The organism is Streptomyces sp. NPDC049915, assembly GCF_040656475.1.
Taxonomy (GTDB): domain Bacteria; phylum Actinomycetota; class Actinomycetes; order Streptomycetales; family Streptomycetaceae; genus Streptomyces.
The window spans coordinates 100,173-124,870 of the sequence record NZ_JBFAMH010000016.1 but is presented as its reverse complement, the minus strand read 5'-3'; the positions used below and the strand labels follow the sequence as shown (position 1 = coordinate 124,870).

Annotated in this window: 25 protein-coding genes; 15 read left to right on the top strand and 10 right to left on the bottom strand. The window is 73.2% G+C overall.

Going from position 1 to position 24,698, the window contains the following annotated elements; translation table 11 throughout:
* The first annotated feature begins 117 nt into the window (after nt 1-117).
* From AB0J12_RS25760 to AB0J12_RS25725, 8 genes are all read left to right on the top strand, one after another.
* The gene (locus AB0J12_RS25760; protein WP_363266755.1) at nt 118-528 is read left to right on the top strand and encodes an STAS domain-containing protein; all 411 of its coding nucleotides are present in this window, start codon (nt 118-120) and stop codon (nt 526-528) included.
* Between the two features lie 322 nt (nt 529-850).
* Complete coding sequence (locus AB0J12_RS25755; RefSeq protein WP_363266754.1) at nt 851-1,750, top strand: STAS domain-containing protein; 900 nt, start codon at nt 851-853, stop codon at nt 1,748-1,750.
* Nucleotides 1,747-2,151 carry an STAS domain-containing protein gene (locus AB0J12_RS25750; protein WP_363266753.1) on the top strand — a complete coding sequence of 135 codons (405 nt, stop codon included), beginning with the start codon at nt 1,747-1,749 and terminating at the stop codon, nt 2,149-2,151. Before AB0J12_RS25755 ends, AB0J12_RS25750 begins: the two co-directional genes overlap by 4 nt.
* Nucleotides 2,151-2,591 (top strand): anti-sigma regulatory factor, encoded by a 441-nt coding sequence (locus AB0J12_RS25745; protein ID WP_363266752.1) that lies wholly within the window; start codon nt 2,151-2,153, stop codon nt 2,589-2,591. The genes AB0J12_RS25750 and AB0J12_RS25745 overlap by 1 nt, the downstream gene beginning before the upstream one ends.
* Nucleotides 2,591-3,649, top strand: a complete 1,059-nt coding sequence (locus tag AB0J12_RS25740; RefSeq protein WP_363266751.1) for an ATP-binding SpoIIE family protein phosphatase — start codon at nt 2,591-2,593, stop codon at nt 3,647-3,649. The genes AB0J12_RS25745 and AB0J12_RS25740 overlap by 1 nt, the downstream gene beginning before the upstream one ends.
* On the top strand, nt 3,646-5,376 hold the full coding sequence (locus tag AB0J12_RS25735) for a SpoIIE family protein phosphatase (protein ID WP_363266749.1): 1,731 nt from the start codon (nt 3,646-3,648) through the stop codon (nt 5,374-5,376). The genes AB0J12_RS25740 and AB0J12_RS25735 overlap by 4 nt, the downstream gene beginning before the upstream one ends.
* Before the next feature lie 234 nt (nt 5,377-5,610).
* Entirely contained in the window at nt 5,611-6,984 is a 1,374-nt protein-coding gene (locus AB0J12_RS25730; protein ID WP_363266748.1) for an NAD(P)/FAD-dependent oxidoreductase, read from the top strand.
* An 80-nt stretch (nt 6,985-7,064) separates the two neighbouring features.
* Complete coding sequence (locus tag AB0J12_RS25725; RefSeq protein WP_363266747.1) at nt 7,065-9,323, top strand: FUSC family protein; 2,259 nt, start codon at nt 7,065-7,067, stop codon at nt 9,321-9,323.
* Between the two features lie 73 nt (nt 9,324-9,396).
* Here the strand turns inward: AB0J12_RS25725 and AB0J12_RS25720 are convergent, their stop codons facing one another.
* The 4 genes from AB0J12_RS25720 to AB0J12_RS25705 all read right to left on the bottom strand — a co-directional run bounded on the left by AB0J12_RS25720 (nt 9,397) and on the right by AB0J12_RS25705 (nt 12,379).
* Complete coding sequence (locus AB0J12_RS25720; protein ID WP_363266746.1) at nt 9,397-9,828, bottom strand: hypothetical protein; 432 nt, start codon at nt 9,826-9,828, stop codon at nt 9,397-9,399.
* A 28-nt stretch (nt 9,829-9,856) separates the two neighbouring features.
* Nucleotides 9,857-10,690 carry a DUF1206 domain-containing protein gene (locus AB0J12_RS25715; RefSeq protein ID WP_363266745.1) on the bottom strand — a complete coding sequence of 278 codons (834 nt, stop codon included), beginning with the start codon at nt 10,688-10,690 and terminating at the stop codon, nt 9,857-9,859.
* A 197-nt stretch (nt 10,691-10,887) separates the two neighbouring features.
* On the bottom strand, nt 10,888-11,739 hold the full coding sequence (locus AB0J12_RS25710) for a SigB/SigF/SigG family RNA polymerase sigma factor (RefSeq protein ID WP_363266744.1): 852 nt from the start codon (nt 11,737-11,739) through the stop codon (nt 10,888-10,890).
* Between the two features lie 205 nt (nt 11,740-11,944).
* Entirely contained in the window at nt 11,945-12,379 is a 435-nt protein-coding gene (locus AB0J12_RS25705; RefSeq protein WP_363266743.1) for an ATP-binding protein, read from the bottom strand.
* A gap of 284 nt (nt 12,380-12,663) precedes the next feature.
* Here AB0J12_RS25705 and AB0J12_RS25700 point away from each other — a divergent pair, with 284 nt between their 5' ends.
* The 3 genes from AB0J12_RS25700 to AB0J12_RS25690 all read left to right on the top strand — a co-directional run bounded on the left by AB0J12_RS25700 (nt 12,664) and on the right by AB0J12_RS25690 (nt 15,158).
* Entirely contained in the window at nt 12,664-12,891 is a 228-nt protein-coding gene (locus AB0J12_RS25700) for a hypothetical protein (protein WP_363266742.1), read from the top strand.
* A 51-nt stretch (nt 12,892-12,942) separates the two neighbouring features.
* Entirely contained in the window at nt 12,943-14,409 is a 1,467-nt protein-coding gene (locus AB0J12_RS25695; protein WP_363266741.1) for an ornithine decarboxylase, read from the top strand.
* A gap of 299 nt (nt 14,410-14,708) precedes the next feature.
* The gene (locus AB0J12_RS25690) at nt 14,709-15,158 is read left to right on the top strand and encodes a cyclic nucleotide-binding domain-containing protein (RefSeq protein ID WP_363266740.1); all 450 of its coding nucleotides are present in this window, start codon (nt 14,709-14,711) and stop codon (nt 15,156-15,158) included.
* Nucleotides 15,159-15,430: 272 nt separating this feature from the next.
* Here AB0J12_RS25690 and AB0J12_RS25685 read toward each other — a convergent pair whose 3' ends face one another.
* Both AB0J12_RS25685 and AB0J12_RS25680 read right to left on the bottom strand, forming a co-directional pair.
* Nucleotides 15,431-16,735, bottom strand: coding sequence for an MFS transporter (locus tag AB0J12_RS25685; RefSeq protein ID WP_363266739.1), 1,305 nt, complete (start codon nt 16,733-16,735; stop codon nt 15,431-15,433).
* An 83-nt stretch (nt 16,736-16,818) separates the two neighbouring features.
* A complete protein-coding gene (locus AB0J12_RS25680; RefSeq protein WP_363266738.1) occupies nt 16,819-17,430 on the bottom strand; it encodes a LysE/ArgO family amino acid transporter in 612 nt (203 codons plus the stop codon).
* Nucleotides 17,431-17,507: 77 nt separating this feature from the next.
* Here AB0J12_RS25680 and AB0J12_RS25675 point away from each other — a divergent pair, with 77 nt between their 5' ends.
* Nucleotides 17,508-18,410: a LysR family transcriptional regulator ArgP gene (locus AB0J12_RS25675; RefSeq protein ID WP_363266737.1), complete on the top strand. Its 903-nt coding sequence runs from the start codon at nt 17,508-17,510 to the stop codon at nt 18,408-18,410.
* A 141-nt stretch (nt 18,411-18,551) separates the two neighbouring features.
* Nucleotides 18,552-18,800: a WhiB family transcriptional regulator gene (locus AB0J12_RS25670; RefSeq protein WP_363266736.1), complete on the top strand. Its 249-nt coding sequence runs from the start codon at nt 18,552-18,554 to the stop codon at nt 18,798-18,800.
* Nucleotides 18,801-18,969: 169 nt separating this feature from the next.
* On the opposite strand, the gene AB0J12_RS25665 is transcribed toward AB0J12_RS25670, so the two are convergent.
* Both AB0J12_RS25665 and AB0J12_RS25660 read right to left on the bottom strand, forming a co-directional pair.
* The gene (locus AB0J12_RS25665; protein WP_363266735.1) at nt 18,970-19,431 is read right to left on the bottom strand and encodes a DUF6098 family protein; all 462 of its coding nucleotides are present in this window, start codon (nt 19,429-19,431) and stop codon (nt 18,970-18,972) included.
* A gap of 59 nt (nt 19,432-19,490) precedes the next feature.
* Complete coding sequence (locus tag AB0J12_RS25660) at nt 19,491-20,921, bottom strand: M1 family metallopeptidase (RefSeq protein ID WP_363266802.1); 1,431 nt, start codon at nt 20,919-20,921, stop codon at nt 19,491-19,493.
* Between the two features lie 200 nt (nt 20,922-21,121).
* Between AB0J12_RS25660 and AB0J12_RS25655 the strand changes: the two genes are divergently transcribed.
* Entirely contained in the window at nt 21,122-21,478 is a 357-nt protein-coding gene (locus tag AB0J12_RS25655) for a DUF488 family protein (RefSeq protein WP_363266734.1), read from the top strand.
* A 106-nt stretch (nt 21,479-21,584) separates the two neighbouring features.
* Here the strand turns inward: AB0J12_RS25655 and AB0J12_RS25650 are convergent, their stop codons facing one another.
* Nucleotides 21,585-23,258, bottom strand: a complete 1,674-nt coding sequence (locus tag AB0J12_RS25650; RefSeq protein ID WP_363266733.1) for an FAD-binding dehydrogenase — start codon at nt 23,256-23,258, stop codon at nt 21,585-21,587.
* Between the two features lie 13 nt (nt 23,259-23,271).
* Entirely contained in the window at nt 23,272-23,901 is a 630-nt protein-coding gene (locus tag AB0J12_RS25645; protein ID WP_363266732.1) for a TetR/AcrR family transcriptional regulator, read from the bottom strand.
* Nucleotides 23,902-24,016: 115 nt separating this feature from the next.
* Between AB0J12_RS25645 and AB0J12_RS25640 the strand changes: the two genes are divergently transcribed.
* Nucleotides 24,017-24,646, top strand: a complete 630-nt coding sequence (locus AB0J12_RS25640) for an alpha-ketoglutarate-dependent dioxygenase AlkB (RefSeq protein WP_363266731.1) — start codon at nt 24,017-24,019, stop codon at nt 24,644-24,646.
* The last annotated feature ends 52 nt before the right edge of the window (nt 24,647-24,698 follow it).

The following is a 24,698-nucleotide window of genomic DNA, read 5'->3' as shown; positions in this document are numbered from 1 at the left end:
TCGGGGGTAACCGCGGGTGGGCAGTGAAACGACCATGGGCGGCAGCCCTGACGGGCGGGTGCACCGGCACCCGCCTCACCGACCCGACCCGGCCGCCCGCTCTTGTTGGAGGTACCCGTGCCCCTTGCCCAGAACCCGCTCTCCGTCGAGGTCACCCTGCCCCGGGAGGATGTCGCCCTGGTCGTGGTCGAGGGGCATCTGGACCTCGACACGGCGACGGAGTTCCAGGCCCATCTGGCCAACCAGCTGCACCACGGCCGCAAGCACTTCCTGCTGGACCTGTCGGAGGTGCCGTTCATGGACTCCTCCGGGATGAACATCATCCTGCGCGTGTACCAGGAGGCCCGCGATCTGCCCGGGACCGTGCACGTCATCGCGCCGACCCCCGCGGTGCGGCGTGTCCTCGACCTCACGGGCGTGAGCATCACCGTCCCGATCTCGGATTCGGTGCAGGAGGCGCTGGCGCTGATCGACCGGGGCACGCAGAACCCCGAGAACCCCGAGAACGCGGAGGCGCCCCGAGCCTGACGCGGCGCGGACCCGGACGGGCGCCGGCCGGGTCCGCGCATGATCATCTTGTGATCGTTCTCACCCCGGGACGGGTCTCACCGTCACCGGGGTCGTCGTGGTGCACGCACGCGGCGCGGCCCGGCCCCGAACACCGGTTCCCGCCTGCACCGCGTGTCGTACCGGCACTCCCAAGGGCCCTCCGCCCTCGGGTTCAATGGCCTCGACCCGGTGTCATCGGCCGTCCGAGCATGGTTACAGTGGGCGACCGGCAGAGATCACATCGCCTCTCGGCGCCTTCCGCAGGCCGCAGCGATGCAACGCAGATTGAGGAGTGACACACGTGCCGGAGCACGAAGCGTCAGCCGACCACGGCTCGCCCGCACGGGACGTCGCGGCGTTCCTGCGCCGCCGCCGTGAACAGATCGCCCAACGGTGGGCCGACGAGCCGCTGTTCCGTACGGTGTTCACCGTCTCGCGCGACGAGGCAGTGGAGGCGGGCAAGGCGGTGGCGGACGCGCTGGCCGACGTGGCCGCGTCCGAGCGCGTCGCGTCGCTGGACGCGCCCGGTTTCGCCGCCGTACGCGAGCAGCTCGGCCGGATGGGCGCCGCCCGGGCCCGCGCCGGACTGACCCCCGGGCAGATCTCCGGCGAACTGGACTCGCTGCGCCGGCCCACCGTGGAACTGCTGCTGGCCGACCTCGCCGAGGCGCCGTCCGAGCGGGTGCGGGAGTGCTCGGAGGCGCTGGCCGTGCTCCTCGGCACGCTCCGCCTGGTCGTCATGGAGACGGCGGTCCTGGAGGGGCAGGCGCTGATCGACCGGCAGCGGCTGCAGCTGCTGGAGGTGGCGACGCCCGTCATCCAGCTGTGGAACGGCGTGGTCGCCGTGCCGCTGATCGGCACCCTGGACAGCGCCCGCAGCCAGGTCGTGATGGAGACGCTGCTGGAGGCGGTCGTCGAGCAGAAGGCGCGCTTCGCCATCCTGGACATCACGGGCGTGCCGACCGTGGACTCGCTGGTGGCGCAGCACCTGATGAAGACGGTGCAGGCGGCCGCCCTGATGGGCGCCGAGTGCGTCGTCTCCGGTATCCGCCCGGCCATCGCGCAGACCATCGTCCACCTCGGTCTGGACCTCGGCTCGGTGAAGACGCGCGCCTCCCTCGCCGACGCGCTGGCCTACGCCCTGCACGAACTGGGCGTCGGCATCACCGGTCCCACTCCCGGCGGTGCGGGTCCGCGGTGACCGAGGGCTTTTCGCATCCGATGGGCGCCGGGCACGTGCCGGTGCTCCGGCTCGGTGACGTCCTCCTGGTCACGCTCCAGGGGGACCTGTACGACAGCATGGCCCAGCGGTTGCTTCAGGACATCACGGAGGCGATCTCGAGCAGCCGGGTCGCCGGGGTCGTCATCGACCTGTCCGGCGTGGAGATCGTCGACTCCTTCCTCGGGCGGGTGCTGGCGGAGATCGCGGCGAACGCCCGGCTGCTGGCCGCGCAGACGGTCGTAGCTGGGATGCGGCCCGCCGTCGCCATCACGCTGGTGGAGCTGGGCCTCACCCTGCCCGGGCTGCGGACCGCGCTGACCACCCAGGCCGCTCTGGACCTGCTGACCGGGCCGAACGGCCCCCGGCCGGGGAGCAATTGATGGAGACGGCTGCGGGCATCGAGGCCCGTCTGCCGATCCGGTCGGACATGGACCTGGTGTGGGTGCGCCAGCACATCCGCCAAGCGGCCGCACAGCTCGGCTTCGGCCTGGTCGAGCAGACCAAGCTGGTGACCGCCGCGAGTGAACTGGCGCGCAACACGCTGGTGCACGGCGGCGGCGGCGAGGTGCACACCCTGCCCCTGGTGAGCGGGCGGGCGCGGGGGATGCGGCTGACCTTCACCGACCAGGGGCCGGGCATCCCGGACCTGGAGCGGGCGCTCAGCGACGGCTACACCTCCGGGGGCGGCCTCGGGATGGGGCTGGGCGGCGCGCGTCGCCTGGTGCACGAGTTCGCCATCGACTCCACCCCGGGCGCCGGCACCACGGTCACCGTGACGTCGTGGGCGGCCCGGCCGCCGCTGCCGCGTGAGGAGATCTGATGGCCCGGGTGTGGCATGTGCCGGTGCAGGACTCGACGCGGGTCCGGGACGCCCGGGTGGCCGCGGAGAGCGCGGCGGCGTTCGCCGGGCTGGACGAGCCGCGTACGGCCGCCGTGGCGCTGGTGGCCACCGAGCTGGCCACCAACCTGCTCAAGCACGCCGGGGGCGGGCTGCTCCTGGTCGACGTGGTCGCCCCGCCCGCCCTGCCGGGCAACGCCGAGGAGGCGGGCGTGGTGCAGATCGCGGCCGTCGACCACGGCCCGGGCATCGCGGACGTGACCGAGGCGCTGCGCGACGGGTTCTCCACGACCCGCTCGCTCGGGGCGGGCCTCGGCACCTGCCGGCGCATCGCCGACGACTTCGGCCTGCACAGCGTGCTGGGCCGCGGCACGGTGGCGCTGGTCCGCATCGGTCCCGTGGTGCCCGCACACGCCCGGCAGCAGGCCGCGGCGGCGCGGTCCGGCGGGGTCGTCGTGCCGTTCGCCGGGGCCGACTTCTCCGGTGACGCCTGGGCGTGGGCCCGAGCCGGGGACCGGCTCACCCTGATGCTGGCCGACGGGCTCGGGCACGGCCCGGAGGCCTCCCGGGCGTCCGCCGCGGCCGTGCGCGAACTGCACCGCTCCGCCCATCTGCCGCCGCCCGAGCTGCTGCGCCGGCTGCACACGGAGCTGGCCGGCACCCGGGGCGCGGCCGTGGCGCTGGCCCAGCTGGAGACGGACGTGAACCGGCTGCGGTTCGCGGGCGTCGGCAACATAGGAGCGCGGCTGCGCGAAGGCGGCACATGGCGTTCGCTGCTGTCGCGGCCCGGCATCGTGGGCGTACACCGGCCCACGACGCTGACGGAGACCCTGCTGCCGTGGTCCGCCGACCGGCTGCTGATCCTGCACAGCGACGGCCTGCCCAGCCGCTGGGTCCCGCCGTCCGACCCGCTGCTGCTCGCAGCCGATCCGGCGGTCCTCGCCGCCGTGACGATCCGTGACGCGAGCAGCAGCGCCAGCCCGGTGCGGGACGACACCTCCGTGGCGGTGCTGGCGCCGAACCCGCCGGAGCGAGCATGACCCGTACCTGGCAGATCGCCACCGCCACCGACGCCGCCCGCGCCCGGATCGCCGCTGCCGAGCTGGCCGCCGCGCACGGTGTGTCCGTGCTGGACCGCACCCGGCTGGTCGCGCAGCTCAGCGGACGGCTGCGGCAGTGCCTGACCAAGGGCGGCACCTGGCGGCTCACCCTGGAACCGGATCCGGCCCAGGGCCTGCTGCACGCCGTCGTCGAGCGCACGCCCGGCACGGACGCCGCCGGCGAGGGGCCGTGGCGCGCGACGGTGCCCTGCCCGCAGCCCTTGGACACCGTCGCGGTGGGCGACCCGCCGGACGACGCCGAGCTGCTCGCCGAGGCGCTGCTGGGCGCCGACGAGGACACTGCGCTGGTGCTCGGCAAGCTCGCCGAGCAGGAGGATCTGGTCGCCTTCCACCGGGAGGAGCTGCACCAGACCAACCAGGGCGTGCTGGCGCTGCACGCGGAGCTGGACGCCGCCGGGCGGGCCCAGCGCGAGGCGTTCGCCGCGGAGCGCGCGGCCCGCCAGGAGGCGGAGCGGGCGCGGCGCCGGCTCACCTTCCTGGCCGACGCCAGCGCGGAGCTGACGGCCTCCCTGAACCATGACGAGATCGTGCGCCGGCTGCCGCAGCTGCTGGTGCCGGAGTACGCCCGCAGCGTCGACGTGTGGCTGTTCGACGGCGACGGGGAGCGCGGCGAGCGGGCGGACGGGGCGCCCACGGTGCCGCATCCGGCGGCCGCGGTGATCGCGGCCCGCACCGGCCGGCCGCAGTACGCCGCCGATCATCCCGGCGCTCTGCCCGGGGTAGACGACCAGCCGCCGTCGGCGCTGGATCCGCTGCGGCCGCTGCTGTGCGTGCCGCTGTCGGCACGGCGGGCGCCGCTGGGCGTGGTGACGCTGTCGCCGCCCGGCGAGCGCTGGGACCCCGACGACGCGGTGATGCTCATCGAGCTGTTCCGGCGGGCCAGCACGGCCATCGACAACGCCCGCCGCTTCGAGCACAACCGGGACATCGCCGAGACCCTGCAGCGGGCCCTGCTCACCGACCTGCCCACCACGCCGGGGCTGCGGCTGGCCGCGCGCTACCTGCCGGCGACGTACGGGCTGAACATCGGCGGTGACTGGTACGACGCGTTCCTGCAGCCCGACGGCAGCCTGATCACCGTCGTGGGGGACGTCACAGGGCACGGGCTGCACGCGGCGGTGATGATGAGCCAACTGCGCACCGCCCTGCGCGCCTACGCCGTGGACGGCAGCAGCCCCGGCCGGCTGCTGACCCGGCTGCACGAGTTCCTGCACCATCTGCAGCCCGACCTGTACGCGACCGCCGTCATCGCCCGTTTCCACCCGGACGAGGCGACGCTGACGTGGGCGGCCGCCGGACATCCGCCGCCGGTGCTGCGCGGCCCGGACGGGCGGGTGCGCATCCTGGACGACAAGCCCGGCGCGATGCTCGGCATCCCGCTGCGCCAGGAGATCGCCGATCATGCCGTGCCGGTGGCGCCCGGTTCGACGCTGGCGCTGTACACCGACGGCCTGGTGGAGCGGCGCGCCCACGGCATAGACCCGGGCATCGGCCGCCTGGCCGACGCGCTCGGGGATTTCCCCGGCGCCGAGCTGGCACGGGACCTGGAGAGCGCGGCCGACCTCATCCTGCCGCCGCTGCTGAGCGATTCGGAGCGCGACGACGACGTGTGCCTGCTGCTCTGCCACCTCGCCGGGTCGTCCTGATCCCGGGCCCGCGTCCTGCCCAGGCTCCCGCTCACCGTCCTGACCTGCGGTCAATCCCGCGTACGGGGCGCCCGCACCGGCGTGAAGGGGCAGACTGACCGGCATGGGTTCGTCTGCCTGCCGCACCCGACTGGCGCGGTGGCCGCGAACACGGTGGGATCAATGAGGTGCGAAGCAGCGCTCCGGCGGGCACACGCACACGAGTCGATCCAACCGCCCGGAGCCGCAGAAGGGATGACCAACGTGACACGACCCAGGATCCTGGTGGTGGGCGCGGGCTTCGCGGGAGTGGAGTGCGTACGGCGCCTGGAGCGCATGCTCTCCCCCGGCGAGGCCGATCTCACCCTGGTGACACCGTTCTCCTACCAGCTCTATCTGCCGCTGCTTCCCCAGGTCGCCTCCGGTGTACTGACGCCGCAGTCGATCGCGTTGTCGCTGCGCCGCAGCCGCAAGTACCGCACCCGGATCATCCCGGGCGGCGCGATCGGCGTGGACCTGAAGTCCAAGGTGTGCGTCATCCGCACGATCACCGACGAGATGGTCAACGAGCCGTACGACTACATCGTGCTGGCTCCGGGCAGCGTGACACGCACGTTCGACATCCCGGGCCTGACGGACAACGCGTTCGGGATGAAGACGCTCGCCGAGGCCGCCTACATCCGCGACCACGTCATCTCCCAGCTCGATCTCGCCGACGCCAGCAACGACCCGGCCGAGCGGGCCGCGCGGCTGCAGTTCGTGGTGGTCGGCGGCGGCTACGCCGGTACCGAGACCGCGGCCTGCCTTCAGTTGCTGACCTGCAACGCGGTCAAGCGCTATCCGCGCCTGGACCCGAAGCTGATCCGCTGGCACCTCATCGACATCGCCCCGAAGCTGATGCCCGAGCTGGGCGACAAGCTCGGCCGCAGTGCGCAGGAGGTGCTGCGCAAGCGGGGCATCGAGGTCTCGCTCGGTGTCTCCATCGAGAAGGCCGGACCGACCGAGGTCACCTTCACCGACGGCCGGGTGGTGCCCACGCACACCCTGATCTGGACGGCCGGTGTGGTAGCGAGCCCGCTCATCGCCACGCTCGGCGCGGAGACCGTGCGCGGGCGCCTGGCCGTGAACCCGGAGATGAACCTCCCCGGCCACGACGGGGTGTTCGCGCTCGGCGACTCCGCGGCCGTACCCGACCTCGCCAAGGGCGGCGACGCGGTCTGCCCGCCGACCGCGCAGCACGCGATGCGGCAGGGCAGGGTCGTGGCCGACAACGTCATCGCCACGCTGCGCGGGCAGGCGATGCGGCCGTACGAGCACAAGGACCTCGGGCTGGTCGTCGACCTCGGCGGCAAGGACGCGGTGTCCAAGCCGCTCGGCATCGAACTGCGGGGCCTGCCCGCCCAGGCCGTGGCGCGCGGCTACCACTGGTCGGCGCTGCGCACCGGTGTCGCCAAGACGCGGGTGCTGACCAACTGGACGCTGAACGCGCTCGCCGGCGACGACTTCGTCCGCACCGGTTTCCAGGCGCGGCGCCCGGCCAAGCTGAAGGACTTCGAGTACACCGACACGTATCTGACGCCGGAACAGGTGCGCAAGCGGGTGGAAGGGGCCGAGGTGCCCGGTCAGTGAGGCGGTGCACGGTGTTCCCGCACGTCATGGCATGCTGAAGGCCGTAGACAACGACCTTCTGAGCGGAGTGACACGGCGGCGTGAGGGCAGCTGGACGATCGGGCCGGACACGGCTGAGGGACGCTCTGGCAGCGTCCGACCCGGGGCTGCTGCGGCTGGTCGCGGGTCTGAGGACGGCGGGTGCGATCGCCCTGACGCTCGCCGTGCTCGGCCTGCTGGGCGCCCCGGTGAAGCATCTGGTCGCCGGGGCGATCGCCGCGATGGTGGCGACCTTCGCCATCCGGGAGAAGCAGCGCACGCAGCAGGCGGTGACGCTGGCGCTGGGGCTGCCCGTGGCGCTGGTGTCGCTGTCGCTGGGCTCTTGGCTGACCACGCTCAGAGTCGCCGGTGACGTCTTCTTCGTCGTCCTCATCTTCTGCGCGGTGTACGCCCGGCGGTTCGGGGACCGGGGCACCGCGCTCGGCCTGATCGCCTTCCAGGTGTACTTCCTGTCGCTGTTCGTGGGTGCCACCTCGGCGACGCTGCCGCAACTGTGCGGGGTCGTCGCCATCGCGTTCACCGCGAGTGCGCTGCTGCGGTTCGCGGTGGTGCCGACGGGGCCCACCTGGATCCTGGAACGGCTCCGGCAGGCGTTCCGGGCCCGGCTGGCGCAGCTGCTGGCCGCGCAGGTGGAGTTGCTGGACGCCGGGCCCGATGACATCGCCAAGGCGCTCGAGGAAGTACGCGAGGGCACCGCGCGGCTGCACGAGACGGCGCTGATGATCCAGGGGCGCCTGGAGGAGGGCACCTCCGACGAGGCGGTGGCGCGGCTGGTGCAGCGGCGCATCGCGGACGCGGAGATCGCCGCCGAGCGGCTCGGGCTGCTGCTGCTCACCGCGCGCAGCGCCGAGCGCGCCGACACCCTGACCCTGCATCTGCCGGGCGCGACGCTGCCCACCGGCGGTCATCTGCCGGTACGCGACGAGGCGACGGGGGCGCTGCGCCGTGATCTGCAGGCGCTGCGCATACTGGTGCTCCAGCCGGCCGCTGCGGCCCGCGGCACCGGGCTCGCGCAGGTGCGCAACCGGCTGCTCGGCTACCGCGAAGAGGACAACCTGCCGCCCGGCGCGAGTGCCGTCCAGGACGTCTTCCGCGGCATCGGCGAGACCGCGCGTGCCGTGATGGGCCTGCGGGTCGCCCTGGACGGGCCGCAGGACGAGTCGGACGACTCCCCCGCGACGACGCGTTCCCGCGAGGAGCTGGACGCCGAGGACGCCGCGATCGGCGGCGCTGAGGAGAGCGAGCGCGACGAGGAGAAGCAGCTCGCCGGGCTGAAGCGGCCCACCACGCGGGCGGCGGTGCAGGTGGCGGTGGGGTCGTCGCTGGCCATCGTGGGCGGGGAGTTCCTGTCGGCCCAGCGCTGGTACTGGGCGGTGCTCACCTGCTGGATCGTCTTCATCAACACCTCCTCCACCGGGGAGATCCTGGTGAAGGGCTACCGCCGGCTGCTGGGCACCGTGCTCGGCGTGGTGGCGGGCATCGCGCTCGCGGGGGTGGTCGGTCACCACACGTGGACGGCGTTCGCGCTGGTGCTGCTGTTGGTGTTCGCGATGTTCTACACCGCTCCCCTGTCGTACACGCTGATGTCGTTCTTCGTGACGGCCGCGCTGGGGCTGCTCTACACGCTGCTGCACACCTACAGCGCGTCGGTGCTGGTGCTGCGGGTGGAGGAGACGGCGCTGGGCGCGGCCTGCGGGGTGATCGCGGCGGCGCTGGTGCTGCCGGTGCACACCGGGCGGCGTACCGACGAACTGCTCGGGACGGTGCTGGAGCGGCTGGCCGATGTCACCGAGCGGGCCGTGGACCAGCTCAGCGGCGGGCCCGAGGTGGAACTGCTCGACCTGGCGCGCGATCTGGACCAGGCGCTGGCGGACCTGAGCGCGGCGACACAGCCGCTGACGCATCCGGTCACGCCGCTGCGCTCGCGGCGCGACACCGCGCGCTATGTGGTGGCGCTGCTGGAGACGTGCGCCTATCACGCGCGGTCGCTGGCGGCGATGGCGGAGTTGCTGCCGACGCATCCCGCGATCGCGGCCGACCCGCGGCTGCGCGGGGCCGGGCAGCGCATCCTGGACAACATCCGCACGATCGCCGCGCACGTCCTGGACGATCCGGCGGCCGGGCGGGTGGCGACGGGACCGAGTCTCGCCGCGCTGCTCCAGCCCGGCGACCCCGGCACGCCCCGCTACGGCCGCATCACCGACCGCGTGCTGCGGCATCTGCAGCGCCTGGACGAGGCGGTGGTGGGTCTGGCCCGCCCGCTCGGGGCACCCCGGGCCGAGCCGGAGCCGGCGAAGTAGGCGGTGCGGCGCAAACCGGCGGAGCCGCCCGGCACCGGCGCGAGGCGCGGGGCGGGCCGGGCGGGGCCGTGGGTCAGAAGTCGCTGGGGAGGCCGCTGGCCTCGGCGATGCCGCGCAGTTCCTCGTCGGTGCGGCGGCGTTCGTGGAGGTAGCCGGCGATACGGCCGAGGCTCGTGGGGTCGGCGGCGGTGGCCGCGTCGGTGACCACGCGGACCGGGCCCGAGCCCTCCACGTCGATCTCGACGACCTGGTTGTCCAGGCGCCCGGTCACGGCGGTCGCGATGACGAGGGCCGCCTCGTCGCGGATCATCTGGGGCAGGCCCTCGGCGCGGTCGCAGTCCACCACCAGCTCCACACCTCCGAAGCGCTGCTCGTCGATGGCCCGCAGCACCGGCTCCACGACGCTGAGCAGCAGCTGGAAGTCCTCACTGTCCAAGCGGAACCGCAGCAGGTCGAGGTAGACGTCCACGGGGCGCTCGTCCGGCGGGAGGTCTGAGTCGTCCATGTCCCCCGTGTTCCCCGGCCCGCGCCGCTCAGACGCGCCGCCAGCGTGCGAGAGCGAAGGAGAACACACCGAACAGCACGAATCCGGCCGCGACCAGCGCCAGCAGCCACGGCCCGAGCGGGGTGCCGGCGAAGGAGCGCAGCGTGTCGTCGAGCCCCTTGGCGCGTGCGGGGTCGTAGGCGACGGCCGCGCGGACGGCGAACGCGCCGGCGGCGGTGAAGACGAGGCCGCGCGCGGCTCCGCCCGCCACCCCGGTGATGTCGGTGAGCCGTAGGGCCCAGCGCGGCATCAGCACCAGCCGCAGCTGGTCCCGGTAGGTGCGCCGGACGGCCGCGACGGCGATCCATACGCCGGCCACGACGATCCCGGCTCCGACGGTGCCGACGAGCCACTGCCCGGCGGGCAGGTCGAGCACCCGCGCGGTGACGTCGCGGGACTGCCGGTCGCTGGAGCCGCCGCCGCCCGATCCGGCCGCGAAGGACAGCACGGAGAAGGCGACGGAGCAGTAGAACACGCAGCGGACCATCGCGAGGAGCCGCTTCTTCGCGGTGCGGCCCTCCTTGCCGGCCGAGCCGAAGACGGCCTCCGACAGCCGCCACAGCGCCATCCCTGCCAGGCCGACGCCGAGCGCCCACAGCAGCACCGCGCCGAGCGGCTGCCGTGACAGCTCGGCGAGGGCGCCGCCGCGGTCGGCCTGGTGGCCGCCGTCGCCGGTGGAGATCTGCAGCGCCAGTGCGCCGACCAGCAGATAGATCACGCCCCGCGCGGCCAGTCCGGCGCGGGCCGCGCCCTCGGTGAGCGTCCCCCGGGCCATCCGTACGGCCTCTGCGCGGCCGCCTTCCCCCATGGCATATGTGTTCATCGTCGCCTCCCCGACTCCGGATGCCCCGGCCTGCGGGGAACACACCGCGCGGTTCCGGTCCCCTCCCGGTGGACGGCACCTGAGCACCTGAGCACCTGAGCACCTGAGCACCTGAAACGCCGTACGCCTCCCAGGTCCCGCGTGGTGCCCTGCGGGGCCTGGAAGGCGTACGGCGTCGTCGGGTGTGCGGCGGTGTCTCAGCCGGAGGTGGAGCCCGGGCGGCCCGCACGGCGGCCCATGGCCTCCTCGCGGACCCGGGCGCAGCTGCGGCTGATCAGCCGGGAGACGTGCATCTGGGAGATGCCGAGGCAGTCGGCGATGCGGCTCTGGGTCATGTCCTCGAAGAAGCGCATGTAGAGGATGGCGCGTTCACGTTCCGGCAGATGACGCAGGCCCTCCTTGGCGGACTCGCGGTCGATGACGATGTCGTAGGAGCCGTCCGGCGCGCCGAGGGTGTCCGCGAGGCTGTAGCCGTCGTCGTCGGCCGAGACCTCGGCGTCCAGGGACAGCGTGCTGAAGCTGTCCAGGGCCTCGAGACCGGCGTTGACCTCGTCCTCGGTCAGTCCGGTGTGGGCGGCGATGTCGGCGACGGAGGGTTCGGGGGATCCGGGGCTCTGGGTGAGGTTGCGGCGGGCGAGCCGTACCTTGTTGCGCAACTCCTGCACCCGGCGGGGCACGCGGAGCGCCCACATCCGGTCGCGGAAGTGCCGCTTGACCTCGCCGGTGATGGTCGGCACGGCGTAGCTCTCGAAGGCGCCGCGGCTCGGGTCGTAGCGGTCGATGGCCTTCACCAGACCCAGCGCGGCCACCTGGCGCAGGTCCTCCAGCGACTCGCCGCGGTCGCGGAACCGGCCGGCGATGCGGTGGGCCATGGGCAGCCAGGCGGTGACGAGCTCGTCTCGCAGGGCGTCGCGCTCGGGGCCGTCCTCGAGCGCGGCGAGGCGGGCGAACGCCTCCCCGGTGTCGGGGGCGTCGTCGTGGGACCGCCCGGGGGACGTGGTGGGTCGGACATCCGTGCCAGGTCGGCTTGTCGACATGTCGCTCAGCATGATGCGGATTCGCTCCTGACAGGTGATCTCAGGGACTTACCGCGGGAGGGGTGGTGGTGCCGTCCGGTTCGCCGTCAGGCTCCGGGGCAGCCATACCGCTCCCGCTGACGCGCCTCCGGTCCGAAGCACGAAAATGCGTGTGCCCCTCCTCTTCGGCAGCAAACACGGCCGTCGAGGTGAGCTGCGCGAAGTCATCGGTGGAACGTCATCGGAAGACGGGCACCTCGGCGGTGATCCGCTTGCCGCCCGCGGGCAGGTCGGTGACGTGCACGTCACGGGACAGCCGGCACACGATCGGCCAGCCACGGCCGCCGACCCTGCGCCGCCCCTCGGTGTCGAGCGGTCCCGTCGTCACCGGCAGCCGCCGGCTGCGGTCGCACACGGAAACCCGTACTCCCCCGGACACGAGATCCACGGCGTAGTCGGTGACTCCGCCGCCGTGCAGGATGGCGTTGGACGTCAGTTCCGAGGCGACGAGCAGCGCGTCGGAGAGCGACTCCTCGTCGCAGTGTGCCCCGGTGGCCCGGCAGCGCCGGTCGACGGCGCTGCGCACCGCCGCGCGGACGTCGGCCGGGCAGCAGACGCCGCACTGGTCGCAGCCCCCCGTGTCCAGGGGGTCGATGCCGTACTCCGCGCTCATCCTCTCGCTCCCTCACAATGGTCCCTGGCGCGTTCGAAGAAGTGACCGGCGCGTTCGCCGGGTCGGGCGGGTCGGGGGCCCGACGGCTCGGTGCCGCGCGCGCCGACCGGGTCGAGCCGGCCGGGTCGGCCGGGTCGGCAGGGGCCGCGGTACCGCCCGGGATCCCCGGTGTCCGCGGGGTGCGTGGGCCCCTGTAGTCCGGCTGACCTCTCCGGGCCGCGGCAAACCTGGCGTTTCGGGCATGCTCCGGTCATTGACGGGTGCGGCCGGGGTAGTCGGACGGCATGACCGATGTCGTGGACTCAGACGAGCTGTTGCGACGGATCCAGCGTGCCCGCACCTGCGCCGCCGAGGAGGCGCGCAGCTGGCAGGCCCGCAGCGAAGAGGCGGAAGGGCAGGCGAACACGGAGAGCGGGCCCGCGGAGGCCGCGGTGCGGGCCGTCGCGTACGAGGTGGTGCTGCGGGTGCTGGACGAGATCCTCAGGCCGGGCGCGCACGCGAAACCGGGCTGATCACCCGCATGGACCGGGTTGCCCGCGACCGGTGCGGGGAACCCGGCACCCATGTCAGTTGATCACACCCGAGCACCGGTCCTGGAGGCCCTGGTCGACTACCGTCGCCGGGGCCGCCTTTCGTTCACGCCCCCCGGCCACAAGCAGGCGCGCGGCGCCGACCCGGCCGTACGGGAGGTGCTGGGGGACGCGGTGTTCCTCGGTGACGTCCTGGCGGCCGGCGGCCTGGACGACCGGCTGACCCGTGGGCAGGTGCTTGAGCGGGCCGAGAAGCTGATGGCCGACGCGGTGCACGCCGAGCACACGTTCTTCACCACCTGCGGCAGTTCCCTGTCCGTGAAGGCGGCCATGCTGTCGGTGGCGGGGCCCCACGAGAAGCTCCTCGTCGGACGGGACGCGCACAAGTCGGTGGTGTCGGGGCTGGTCCTGGCCGGGATCGAGCCCGTGTGGGTGGAACCCCGCTGGGACGCCGAACGGCACCTGGCGCACCCGCCGGCGCCCGAGGACTTCGCCCGGGCCTTCGCGGCCCATCCGGACGCCAAGGGCGCGCTGGTGACCTCGCCGACTCCGTACGGCGCCTGCGCCGATCTGCGCGGGATCGCACAGGTGTGTCACGGCCGGCGCCTGCCGCTGATCGTCGACGAGGCGTGGGGCGCCCATCTCCCCTTCCACCCGGATCTGCCGTCCTGGGCGATGGACGCGGGCGCCGACATCTGCGTGACGAGCATCCACAAGATGGGCAGCGGTCTGGAGCAGGGCTCGGTCTTCCATGTGCAGGGCGATCTCGTGCCGCCGCAGCTGCTGAAGAACCGCTCGGACCTGCTGGGCACCACCAGTCCGTCGGTGCTGATCTACGCGGGCCTGGACGGCTGGCGGCGGCAGATGGCGCTGCGCGGCCGGGAGCTCATGGGCGGTGCGCTGGAGCTGGCCGCCGAGGTGCGCGGTGCCATCGAGGAGATCGACGGGCTGCATGTCAACGACCGGGACGACTTCTGCGGCGCCGGTCTGGCCGACGACTTCGACCCGCTGCCGACGATCATCGACATCAGCGGCATCGGCGTCACCGGCTACCGGGCGGCGGACTGGCTGCGCGAGCACCGTGAGGTGGAGATGCATCTGGTCGACCACCGGCGGATCGGCGCGCAGATCACCCATGGGGACGATCGGGAGACGACTGGGGAGCTGCTGGCCGCGCTCAAGGAACTGGCACGGATCGCGCCGGATCTGCGGGACGCGCCCGAGGTGGACGTGCCGTCGCCCGCGGAGCTGCGGCTGGAGCAGGTGGCGCTGCCGCGCGACGCGTTCTTCGGGTCCGCGGAGGACGTGCCGGTGGCCGAGGCGGCGGGGCGGATCGCGGCCGAGATGATCACGCCGTATCCGCCGGGCATCCCGGCGGTGCTGCCCGGTGAGCGGCTGACCGAGCCGGTGCTGCGCTATCTGCGCACGGGGCTCGGAGCGGGGATGTACCTGCCCGACCCGGGTGACCCGGAGCTGGAGAGCGTCCGGGTGGTGAAGTGAAACGGGTCACGTGACCGGGTTCCGGCTGGGCATCTACGGCCGAGATGGTTTACGGTTCATCCATACGTGGTGACGGGGTCGACGTTCGTAGTCCCCCGTACTCCACCCTTTACGGCCCTGGCTGGTTTCCCCCGTCCAGCCAGGGCTTCTTCATGCCGGCTTTTTCCCGCCCTCGCATCGTGCGTCCACCGGTCGTCCCGTGGATTCACGCCGTCCGCCGAGGTGCCTGCCGGCCCGGCAGCGGCTGAAATGGGCGTAGGGAAAGCACCGGAACCATCGCCGGCGAGGAGCTCCGCCTCATGACCAAAGCGACGAAACTGCTGACTGCTCTGCCCCCGCCCCAGCGTCGGCACCTCATGGAACTCGCCCACGAGGTGTCCTTCCCGGAGGACATGCACGTCTTCGAGGCGGGCGGGCGGGCCGACCGCTTCTGGGTCATCCGCTCCGGCTCGGTCTCCCTGACCCAGCAGGTGACGTCGATCCAGCGGGTCACGGTCGCCTCGCTGGGGGCGGGCGACCTGCTCGGCTGGTCCTGGCTGTTCCCGCCGTACCAGTGGGACTTCGGCGCGGAGGCCTTCAGCCCGGTACGGGCCTACGAGTTCCACGCGCAGCCGGTGCTGCGGCTGTGCGAGGAGGAACCGGCCCTCGGTCTGTCGCTCATGCGCATCGTGGCCGAGATCCTGGCCCACCGGCTGGAGACGACCCGCAACAAACTCATGGAGCAGTACGCGATGCGGCGCACGCGGTAGACGGGTACGACCGGTCTGACGGCCGGGTCTTGCGCGCATCCTTGCGCGCGCGGGCCCGGACCGCCCGGGTGGCCGGCGGCGGCCGGCTCCGGGCCCCGGACCGTGCGTGCCGGTGCCGCCCCGGACTCTGCCCTGCCGTCCCGCCCCGGACTCTGCCCTGCCGTCCCGCGCCGGACTCTGCCTGCCGTCCCGCGCCGGTCGGGCCGGTGTCCGTCGGCGCGGCCCCCGGTATCAGGTCCGCGGTCCCCGGTGTCAGAACCGCGGCCCCGGTGTCAGATCCGGTACCGGCGCAGCGCCGGCATCGCCGTGGCCAGCAGGAGCATGACCGTGACGACCAGCAGGCCGCCGCCCGCCACCGCCGTGCGGGGGCCGAAGGCCGCACCCGCCGTGCCGTGCAACACGTCGGCCAGGCGCGGACCGCCCGCGACGACGACCGTGAACACGCCCTGCATCCGGCCGCGCATCTCGTCGGTGGCGGCGGAGAGCAGGATCGCCCCGCGGAAGACCATCGAGATCATGTCGGCGAGCCCCGCCACCGCCAGGAACAGCCCGGCGAGCCACAGGTTGCCGCTCAGTCCGAAGCCGGTGATCGCCGCACCCCAGGCGACGACCGCGCCGATCACCATCCAGCCGTGCCGGCGCGCACGGGAGAAGGTGCCGGAGAACAGCCCGCCGAGCACGGCGCCCACCGGGATCGCGGCGAACAGCAGGCCGAGGGCGAGCCCCTCGCCGTAGGAGGCGTAGGTCTGAGCCGCGAGCTGCGGGAACAGGGCGCGGGGCATGCCGAGGACCATCGCGACGATGTCGGCGAGGAAGGACAGCAGCAGTACCTTGTGGCCGGAGATGTAGCGGAAGCCCTCCGCTATCTGCCGCACGCCCGCACGCCGGGCCGCGGCCTGTCCGAGCGGCGGCAGCGCCGGCAGCCGGAACACCGCCCACAGCGTGACGCACAGCGCGAGGGCGTCGACGAGGTACAGCTCGGGCAGGCCGATGACGGGGATCAGCGCGCCCGCGAGCAGCGGCCCGGCGATCAGGCCGGTCTGCATGACTGTGGAGCCGAGCGCGTTGGCGGCGGGTAGTTCCTCGGCGGGGACGAGACGCGCGATGGAGGCGTTGCGGGCGGGCGAGTTGAGGCCGAAGAACGCCTGCTGGGCCGCGAGCAGCAGCATCAGTACGCCCACGGATTTGAGGCCGACGGCGGCCTGGACCCAGAACAGCACCGAGGTGACGGCGATGCCGGTGTTGGTGATCAGCAGCAGCCGGCGCCGGTCCACGGTGTCGGCGACCGCGCCGCCCCACAGCGCGAACACCACCATCGGCACCAGACCGGCGAGGCTCGCGTAGCCGACCCATGCCGAGGAGCCGGTGATGTCGTAGATCTGCTTGGGCACGGCGACGGCGGTGAGCTGGCTGCCGACGGCCGTGACGATGGTCGAGGACCACAACCGCCGGTAGGCGGGGCGGCGCAGAGGACGGGTGTCCATCGCCCATCGGCGCCAGCGCGTGCGCATCCCGGGCGCCGGGGCCGCCGGGCGCGGCTCTTCCTTGTCTTCGGTGGTGCTGTCGCTGGTGTCCACGGGTTCCTTGGATGGTCGCTACATCTTTTGTTGCCGGGGTTCACTGTCGCAGCACCAGCTGTGCGCCCGGCCGGGCGAGGTGTTCAGCTGCCGACGATCAGGGACACCCCGAGCGTGAGCATCGTGACGGCGACGAGGGCGTCCAGGACGCGCCAGGCCGCCGGGCGGGCGAGGTGGCGGCTGAGGAGGCGGGCGCCGAAGCCGAGGGCGGTGAACCAACACAGGCTGGCGAGCGCGGCTCCGAGGCCGAAGGTCCAGCGCAGCGGGCCGCGGTCGGCGGCGATCGAACCGAGCAGGAAGACGGTGTCGAGGTAGACGTGCGGGTTGAGCCAGGTCATCGCCAGGCAGGTGAGCACCGCGCGGCGGCGTGAGCCCGCCGCCTCCCCCTCCGCCCGGAGCGCCCCCGGCTTCAGCACCCGCCGGGCGGCGAGGACGCCGTAGCACAGCAGGAACGCGCCGCCGATCCAGCCGACCGCCGCCAGTGCGCCCGGCCACGCCACCACCACGGCGCCCACCCCGCCCACGCCGAGGGCGATGAGGAGGGCGTCCGACAGGGCGCAGATGCCGACGACGGCGAGGACCGCGTCCCGGCGGATCCCCTGGCGCAGGACGAAGGCGTTCTGGGCGCCGATGGCGACGATGAGCGACAGGCCGGTGCCGAAACCCGCGGTGGCGGCGGTGAGAGAGCTGGACATGCCCCCGACGCTACGGAAGCGATCACTCCGGGTACAGCTAAAGATTCTTATGTATCATTAGCGCACGTGATGACGCGATGACGGCGGAGCTTCCCCTCGACCAGGTGCGCACACTGCTCGCGGTGGTCGACGAGGGCACGTTCGAGGCGGCCGCGGCCGCCCTGCATGTGACGCCGTCCGCGGTCAGCCAGCGGGTCAAGGCCCTCGAACAGCGCACCGGGCGCGTCCTGCTGCTGCGCACCAAACCGGTACGGCCCACCGAGTCGGGCGCGGTGCTCGTGCGGCTCGCCCGGCAGGTGGCCCGGCTGGAGCGGGACGCCCACGCGGAGCTGGGGCTCAGCGGGGCCGGGGAGCCGGTGCGGGTGCCCGTGGCGGTGAACGCGGACTCGCTGGCCACCTGGTTCCTGGGGGTGCTCACCCGGGTGCCCGAGGAACTGCGGCTCTGCTTCGAGCTGCGCCGCGAAGACGAGGACCACACGGCGGCCCTGCTGCGCGAGGGCCTGGTGATGGCGGCGGTGACGTCCTCCTCCGACGCCGTGCCCGGATGCTCGGTGCGGTACCTGGGCCGGATGCGCTATCTGCCGGTGGCGGCGCCCGAGTTCGCCGCACGGCATCTGACGCGCGGTCCGCTGCACGACGTCCTCACCGAGGCGCCGGTGATCGTCTTCGACCGGCGCGACGACTTCCAGGACGGATTCGTACGGCAGCTGCGCGGCGGGCGTGGCGGTGCGAGCGCGCTGCGGCACCACGTGCCCACGTCGGAGGGGTTCGCCGAGTCCGTCGCCGCCGGGCTCGGCTGGGGCATGGTGCCCGAAGCGCAGGCGGAACCGCTGCTGCGCGCGGGCCGTCTGGTCGAGCTGGCGCCCGAGCGGGCGGTGGACGTCCCGCTGTACTGGCAGCAGTGGCGGCTGGACTCCCCGGCGCTGGCCACGGTCGCCGACACGGTGGCGGAGACGGCCGCGGAGGCGCTGCGCGACTGACCGGCGGTACCCCGGCGGGGTAGCCGTCCCAACAGGCAAGGAAGAATGGGGGGTTTCACCCGAGCATCGACAGGTGACCCGAACGCGAGTGAATCATCCGCATGCCCACGCAACCAGTCGACGCAATCGAAGGTGACTTTGATGGACAACTGGCGAGAGCACGCCGCGTGCCGCCACGAGGACCCCGACCTCTTCTTCCCGATCGGCACCACCGGGCCGTCGCTGGTCCAGACCGAGCAGGCGAAGGCGGTGTGCCGGGGCTGCCCGGTCCAGGAGCCGTGCCTGCGATTCGCACTGGACGCCGACCAGACGATAGGCGTGTGGGGCGGCACCAGCGAGACCGAGCGCCGCAGGCTGCGGCGCCGGGCGGGCAGCCGCAAGTCCGGCTAGGCGGCCGAAGTGGGCGGCCGCCCCGGCTTGCCGGCCGGCAACCCCGGCGGGCGGCCGCCCGACTGCGATCGGTCCCCCCGGCCGGGGGCGCCCGGCTCCGATCAGCGGCGGCGTCGTCAGCACCGGACCGGCGCCGCACACACCCCGGCCACGACCACCCCGGCTGCGGTCAGGAAGGCCGGCTGCGACCGGTGCGGTCCAGCGGCCCCCAGTCGTTGTGCTGCTTGTCCACCTCGGCGCGGGCCTCGTCGATCACGGCGGGGTCGATCCAGCACATCGGGTGGACCTCGGCGACCAGGGGCTCGTTGTCCGGACCCCGTCCCGTCTCGTGCCCCTGCAGCACCCAGGGCCGGATGCCGGGCCCCTTCTCATGGGGCAGATGGGCGTAGTCGTAGAGCCGACGCGCCACCCAGAGCCTGAGCGGGCGGCCCTCCCACCACCGCTCGACGTCGAGCGGGTTGGCGGACAGGCCCGGCATGGGGACGCCCGTGAGGTCGTCGGTGCTGGAGACCTTGCCGAGGTCGGTCTCCGGCCCCCTGGACCAGCGGACGTACAGCCGCCGGTTGCCGTCCACCAGGTCGGTGAGTTCGGCGAGCGAGCGCACGACCGGCAGGTCGTCCCCTTCACGCATGGCAGGACCTCCCTGTGAGCCGTTCAGGCCGACGGAGTACCCGTGGGGCACGCGGGAAATCAGGGAGTTCCCGCGCCGCCGGGGCGGGCCGGTTTTCCGGGGGCGTAGAGCCAGGTGCGGAGCAGGCCGGACAGGTTCTTGCCGGTCAGGCGCTCGCAGAGGGCGATGAAGTCCGCGGTCGTGCCGTGGCCGGAGCGGTGCTCGGCCGCCCAGGCGCGCAGCAGGTGCGGGAAGGCGCGGTCGCCGACGGCCCGGCGCAGTGCGTGCAGGGCCATGGCGCCGCGGGCGTAGACGGGGGTGCCGAAGATGCGGGCGCCGCTGCCGGGGTCGGCCGGCGGATACGCCCACAGCTCGTCGCCCGCCGGGCGGGCGTAGAGCTTGTCGAACGTCTGCTGGGCGCTCGGGCCGCCGTGCTGTTCGCCGTACAGCCAGGAGGCGTAGGTGGCGAAGCCCTCGTTGAGCCAGATGTCCTTCCAGGTGGTGAGCGAGACGGAGTCGCCGAACCACTGGTGGGCCGTCTCGTGCACCAGGGTGTCCAGGTCGGGCGCGGAGTCGTACACGGGTCGGGTCTGTGTCTCCAGCGCGTAGCCGACGTCCGGCGCGCGGTCGACGATGGAGCCCGCGGCCCGGAAGGGGTACGGCCCGAAGATGCCGCTCTCCCAGGCGAGCACCGCCGGCAGCTGCCTGAGCACGGGCTCGGCGGCGCCGGCCTCCCGCGGGTCGACGGCGTCGTAGACGCGGATGCCGTCGCGGGTGGTGTACTGCCGCACCTTGAAGGCGCCGATGGTCGCGGTGGCCAGATAGGCGGCCATGGGCTCGGCCTGGTGCCAGCGGAAGGTGGTGGTGCCGCGGGCCGTGCGCGTGCCGAGCAGGACACCGTTGGCGACGGCGGTGCGCCCCTCGGGCACGGTGAGGGTGAAGTCGTACGACGCCTTGTCCAAGGGGTGGTTGTCGGCCGGGAACCACGTCATGGCGCCCTGCGGTTCCCCCGCGACGAACGCCCCGTCGTCCGTGGCGATCCAGCCGTCGGGTGAGCCGTCGGGGTCGGTGACCGGCTTCGGCGTGCCGTCGTAGGTGACGGTGACCCGGAACCGCTGCCCGGCGCGCAGGGCGTGGCGCGGCGTGATGACGAGTTCCTGGCCGTCGCGCCGGTAGGCGGCCCGGGTGTGGTCGACGGTGACGCCGGTGACCTTCAGGCCGCTCAGGTCGAGGTCGAAGCGGGTGAGCGGCTGGCTGGCGCGGGCGGTGAGGACCGCACGGCCGTCGAGATGGCGGCTGCGGGTGTCGTAACGCAGCGTCAGATCGTAGTGGCTCACGTGGTAGCCGCCGTTGCCGGCGAGCGGGAAGTACGGGTCGCCCACCCCTGCGGCTCCCGTCGTGCCGGCCGCCGCGGGCGTGGCGGTGGCCAGCAGGGCGGCGAGCGCGACGGGGACGGTGGCGAGGACGCCGATGCGGCCCGGGGCGGAGGGCGTCCGGCGGGCTGCGGGGATCGGCTCGGGGAGGCGGTACGTCTGGCGGGCTGCCGGGATCGGCTCACATGCGCTCCTTGTGGGGTGCCGGGTGATCAACCGGCCCTCAGCGTAGGAGCCGCGCGGCGCCCGGTCGCCGCTCGTTCAGGCCACGTCGTACCGCGTCCCCCGGGCGGCCCGCACTACGCTCGCAGCGACCGCCCCCGCAGAAAGGCCCGACGATGAGCGTCCGCGTGCGTCGCGTGTACGACCCCCCGGAGCCGGACGACGGCGTCCGTGTCCTGGTCGACCGGCTCTGGCCACGCGGCCTGGCCAAGGACGCCGCGCACGTCGACGAGTGGCCCAAGGGGCTGACCCCGTCGACGGAGCTGCGGCGCTGGTACCACGCGGGCGAGGGCTCCTACGACGAGTTCCGGCAGCGTTACGAGGCGGAGCTCGCGGAGCCGGAGGCGGCCGAACTCCTCGGCCACCTGCGGACGTTGGCCCACCGCGGGCGGATCACGCTGCTGACCGCCTCCAAGGCCCCCGGCGAGTCCCACGCGGCGGTGCTGCTCGGCCTGCTGAAGGGAAAGCGGTAGGGAATCGCGGCGCAGGGCTCGGGCGGCCCGGCCTGTGGCCGCCGCCCGCCCGGCCGTACCTCACACGTTCCGGCCGCCTGTCCTCACCCGATCCGGCCGCCTGCCGTCACGCGGTCTGCGCCGCCGCCGCCCGTCCCGCCGCGCGCCCCGAGAACAGGCAGCCGCCGAGGAACGTGCCCTCCAGGGCGTTGTAGCCGTGCACGCCCCCGCCGCCGAAGCCGGCGACCTCACCGGCCGCGTACAGCCCGTCGATCGGCGTGCCGTCCAGGCCCAGGGCGCGCGAGTCCAGGTCGGTCTGGATGCCGCCGAGGGTCTTGCGGGTCAGGATGTGCAGCTTGACGCCGATGAGAGGACCGGCCGCCGGGTCGAGGACGCGGTGCGGGCCGGCGACCCGGCCGAGGCGGTCGCCGATGTAGCGGCGGGCGTTGCGGATGCCCTGCACCTGGGCGTCCTTGCTGTAGGGGTTGGCGATCTGCAGGTCGCGGGCCTCGATCTGGCGGCGGATGCCGTCGGCGTCGAGGAGCGGCTTGTCGGTGAGGGCGTTCATCTTCTCCACCAGCCCCTCCAGGGTGCCGGCGACGACGAAGTCCGCGCCGTGCCGCAGGAAGTCGGCGACCGGGCCGGGCGCGCCCTTGCCGAGCAGGCGGTCGCGCAGCACGGCGCCCTTGTCCTTGGCGGTGATGTCGGGGTTCTGCTCGGAGCCCGACAGCGCGAACTCCTTCTCGACGATCTTCCGGGTGAGGATGAACCAGGAGTGGTCGTACCCGGCGATGTCCTCGGTGGTGCGCAGGTGCTTCAGGGTGCTGAGGGTGTCGTAGCCGGGCAGGCAGGGGTCGGGCAGGCGGCGGCCGAGGGCGTCGAACCACAGGGAGGACGGGCCGGGCAGGATGCGGATGCCGTGGCCGGGCCAGATCGGGCTCCAGTTCTGCAGGCCCTCGGTGTAGTGCCACATGCGGTCGCGGTTGACCAGGCGGACGCCGGCCTCGGCGCTGATGTCGAGCATGCGGCCGTCGACGTAGGCGGGCACGCCGGTGACCATCTCGGCGGGCGGGGTGCCGAGCCGTTCGGGCCAGTAGCGGCGGACGATGTCGTGGTTGGCGCCGATGCCGCCGGTGGTGACGATCACGGCCTGGGCGGTGAGTTCGAAGTCGCCCGTCTCGTCGCGGTTGGAGGCGACGCCGCGGGGTGCGTCGTCGTCGGCGAGCAGCTTGCCGCGCACACCGCGGGCGGCGCCGGCTTCGATGACGAGTTCGTCGACGCGGTGGCGGTGGTGGAAGGTGAGCAGCCCGTCGCGCGCGGCCTGCCTGGCGTGGTCGGCGAACGGCTCGACGACGCCGGTACCGGTGCCCCAGGCGATGTGGAAGCGGGGTACCGAGTTGCCGTGGCCGTCGGCGCGCAGATCGCCGCGCTCGGCCCAGCCGACGGTGGGCAGCAGATCGATGCCGTGCCCGGTGAGCCAGGACCGCTTCTCCCCCGCCGCCCACTCGACGTAGGCGCGTGCCCAGCGCACGGCCCAGGAGTCCTCGTCGGCGAGCCGGTCGAATGCCGCGCTGCCCTGCCAGTCGCTCCAGGCGAGGTCGAAGGAGTCCTTGATGCCCAGGCGCCGCTGCTCCGGGGTGTCGACGAGGAACAGCCCGCCGAAGGACCAGAACGCCTGTCCGCCGAGGTTCGCGGCGTTCTCCTGGTCGACCAGGGCGACGCGCCTGCCCCTGCTGGTCAGTTCGTGCGCCGCGACCAGGCCGGCGAGTCCGGCTCCGACGACGATGACGTCCGCGTCCATGCGCGCGTTCCCTTCACTGTCGGGGGGTCGCGCTGCCGTTGGTGAGCAGCGCGGTGAGGAGTTGCTTGAGCCAGGCGCGGGCGTGCTCGACGTCCTTGTCCAGCAGCACTTGGGTGGTGACGCCGTCGTAGGCGGCGACCACGGCGTGGGCGGCGCCGTCGGCGTCGCCGAGGAGGGCGGGCAGGGGGCTGTGAGCGGTGGCGCGGGCCAGCCGGTCGGCGATGGCCCGCCGCAGCCGCGCGCGGTGCTCGAGCAGGGTACGGGCGACCTGCGGATCGCGGGCGGCGTGCACCAGGAAGTCGGTCTTGACCAGCAGCCAGTCCACGTCGAGCAGCAGCACCTCGGTCACCCGGTCGACCGAGGCGGCGACGTCGAGGTCGGGGCCGTCCTGAGCGAGGGCGGCGGCGACCTGCTCGGCGATCAGGTCGGCGCGCTGCTCGTACAGCGCGAAGAACAGCTCGTCGAGGCTGGAGAAGTTGGAGTAGAAGGCGCCGCGGCTGTAGCCGGCGGCCTCGCAGACCTCCTCGATCGAGACGCGGCCGAACCCCTTGGCGGCGAACACGGCGAACGCGGCATCCAGCAGGTTGGCTCGCGTGCGCACCCGCCGCCGGGTGACCCGTGGGGCCGTGCCGTCCGTCGCCATGGCCACCTCCATTCGATACGCGAATGTATCGGATACATCGATGTATCAAAAGAGCGCGGTGGGTCGACGCCAGTCGCATGGAACATATTTTCGATTCAGGGTTTACGCTGAAGCCATGGCCACGCACCTCCAGGGCTCCCTGTTCGACCAGACCGACGAGCTGCGCCTCGGCTCCCTCGACGGGATCCGCCGGACGGAGCTGAGTGCCGGCGCGTGGATCGACGTGCTGCCGGGCTGGCTGACCGGGGCGGACGCACTGTTCGAACAGCTCGCGGCCGAGGTGCCCTGGCGCGCGGAGCGCCGCACGATGTACGACCAGGTCGTCGACGTCCCCCGGCTGCTCTCGTTCTACGGCGCGGACGACCCGCTGCCCCACCCGGTGCTCGCCGAGGCCCGCGACCTGCTGTCCGCCCACTACGCAGACGAGCTGGGCGAGCCGTTCACCACCGCCGGGCTGTGCTTCTACCGCGACGGCCGCGACAGCGTCGCCTGGCACGGGGACCGGATCGGCCGGGGCTCACGGGAGGACACCATGGTCGCCATCCTCTCCGTGGGCGCCCCCCGCGACCTGCTGCTGCGCCCGGTGCACGGCGGCGGCCCCGCGGTCCGCCGGCCACTGGGCCACGGCGACCTGATCGTGATGGGCGGCTCCTGCCAGCGGACCTGGGAGCACTGCGTCCCCAAGTCCACCCGGGCCACGGGACCGCGCATCAGCATCCAGTTCCGGCCGCACGGCGTGCGCTGAGGCGGGCCGCTCTCCCCACCGTCCCCATGATCTGCTTTGCTTCTGCCGACGG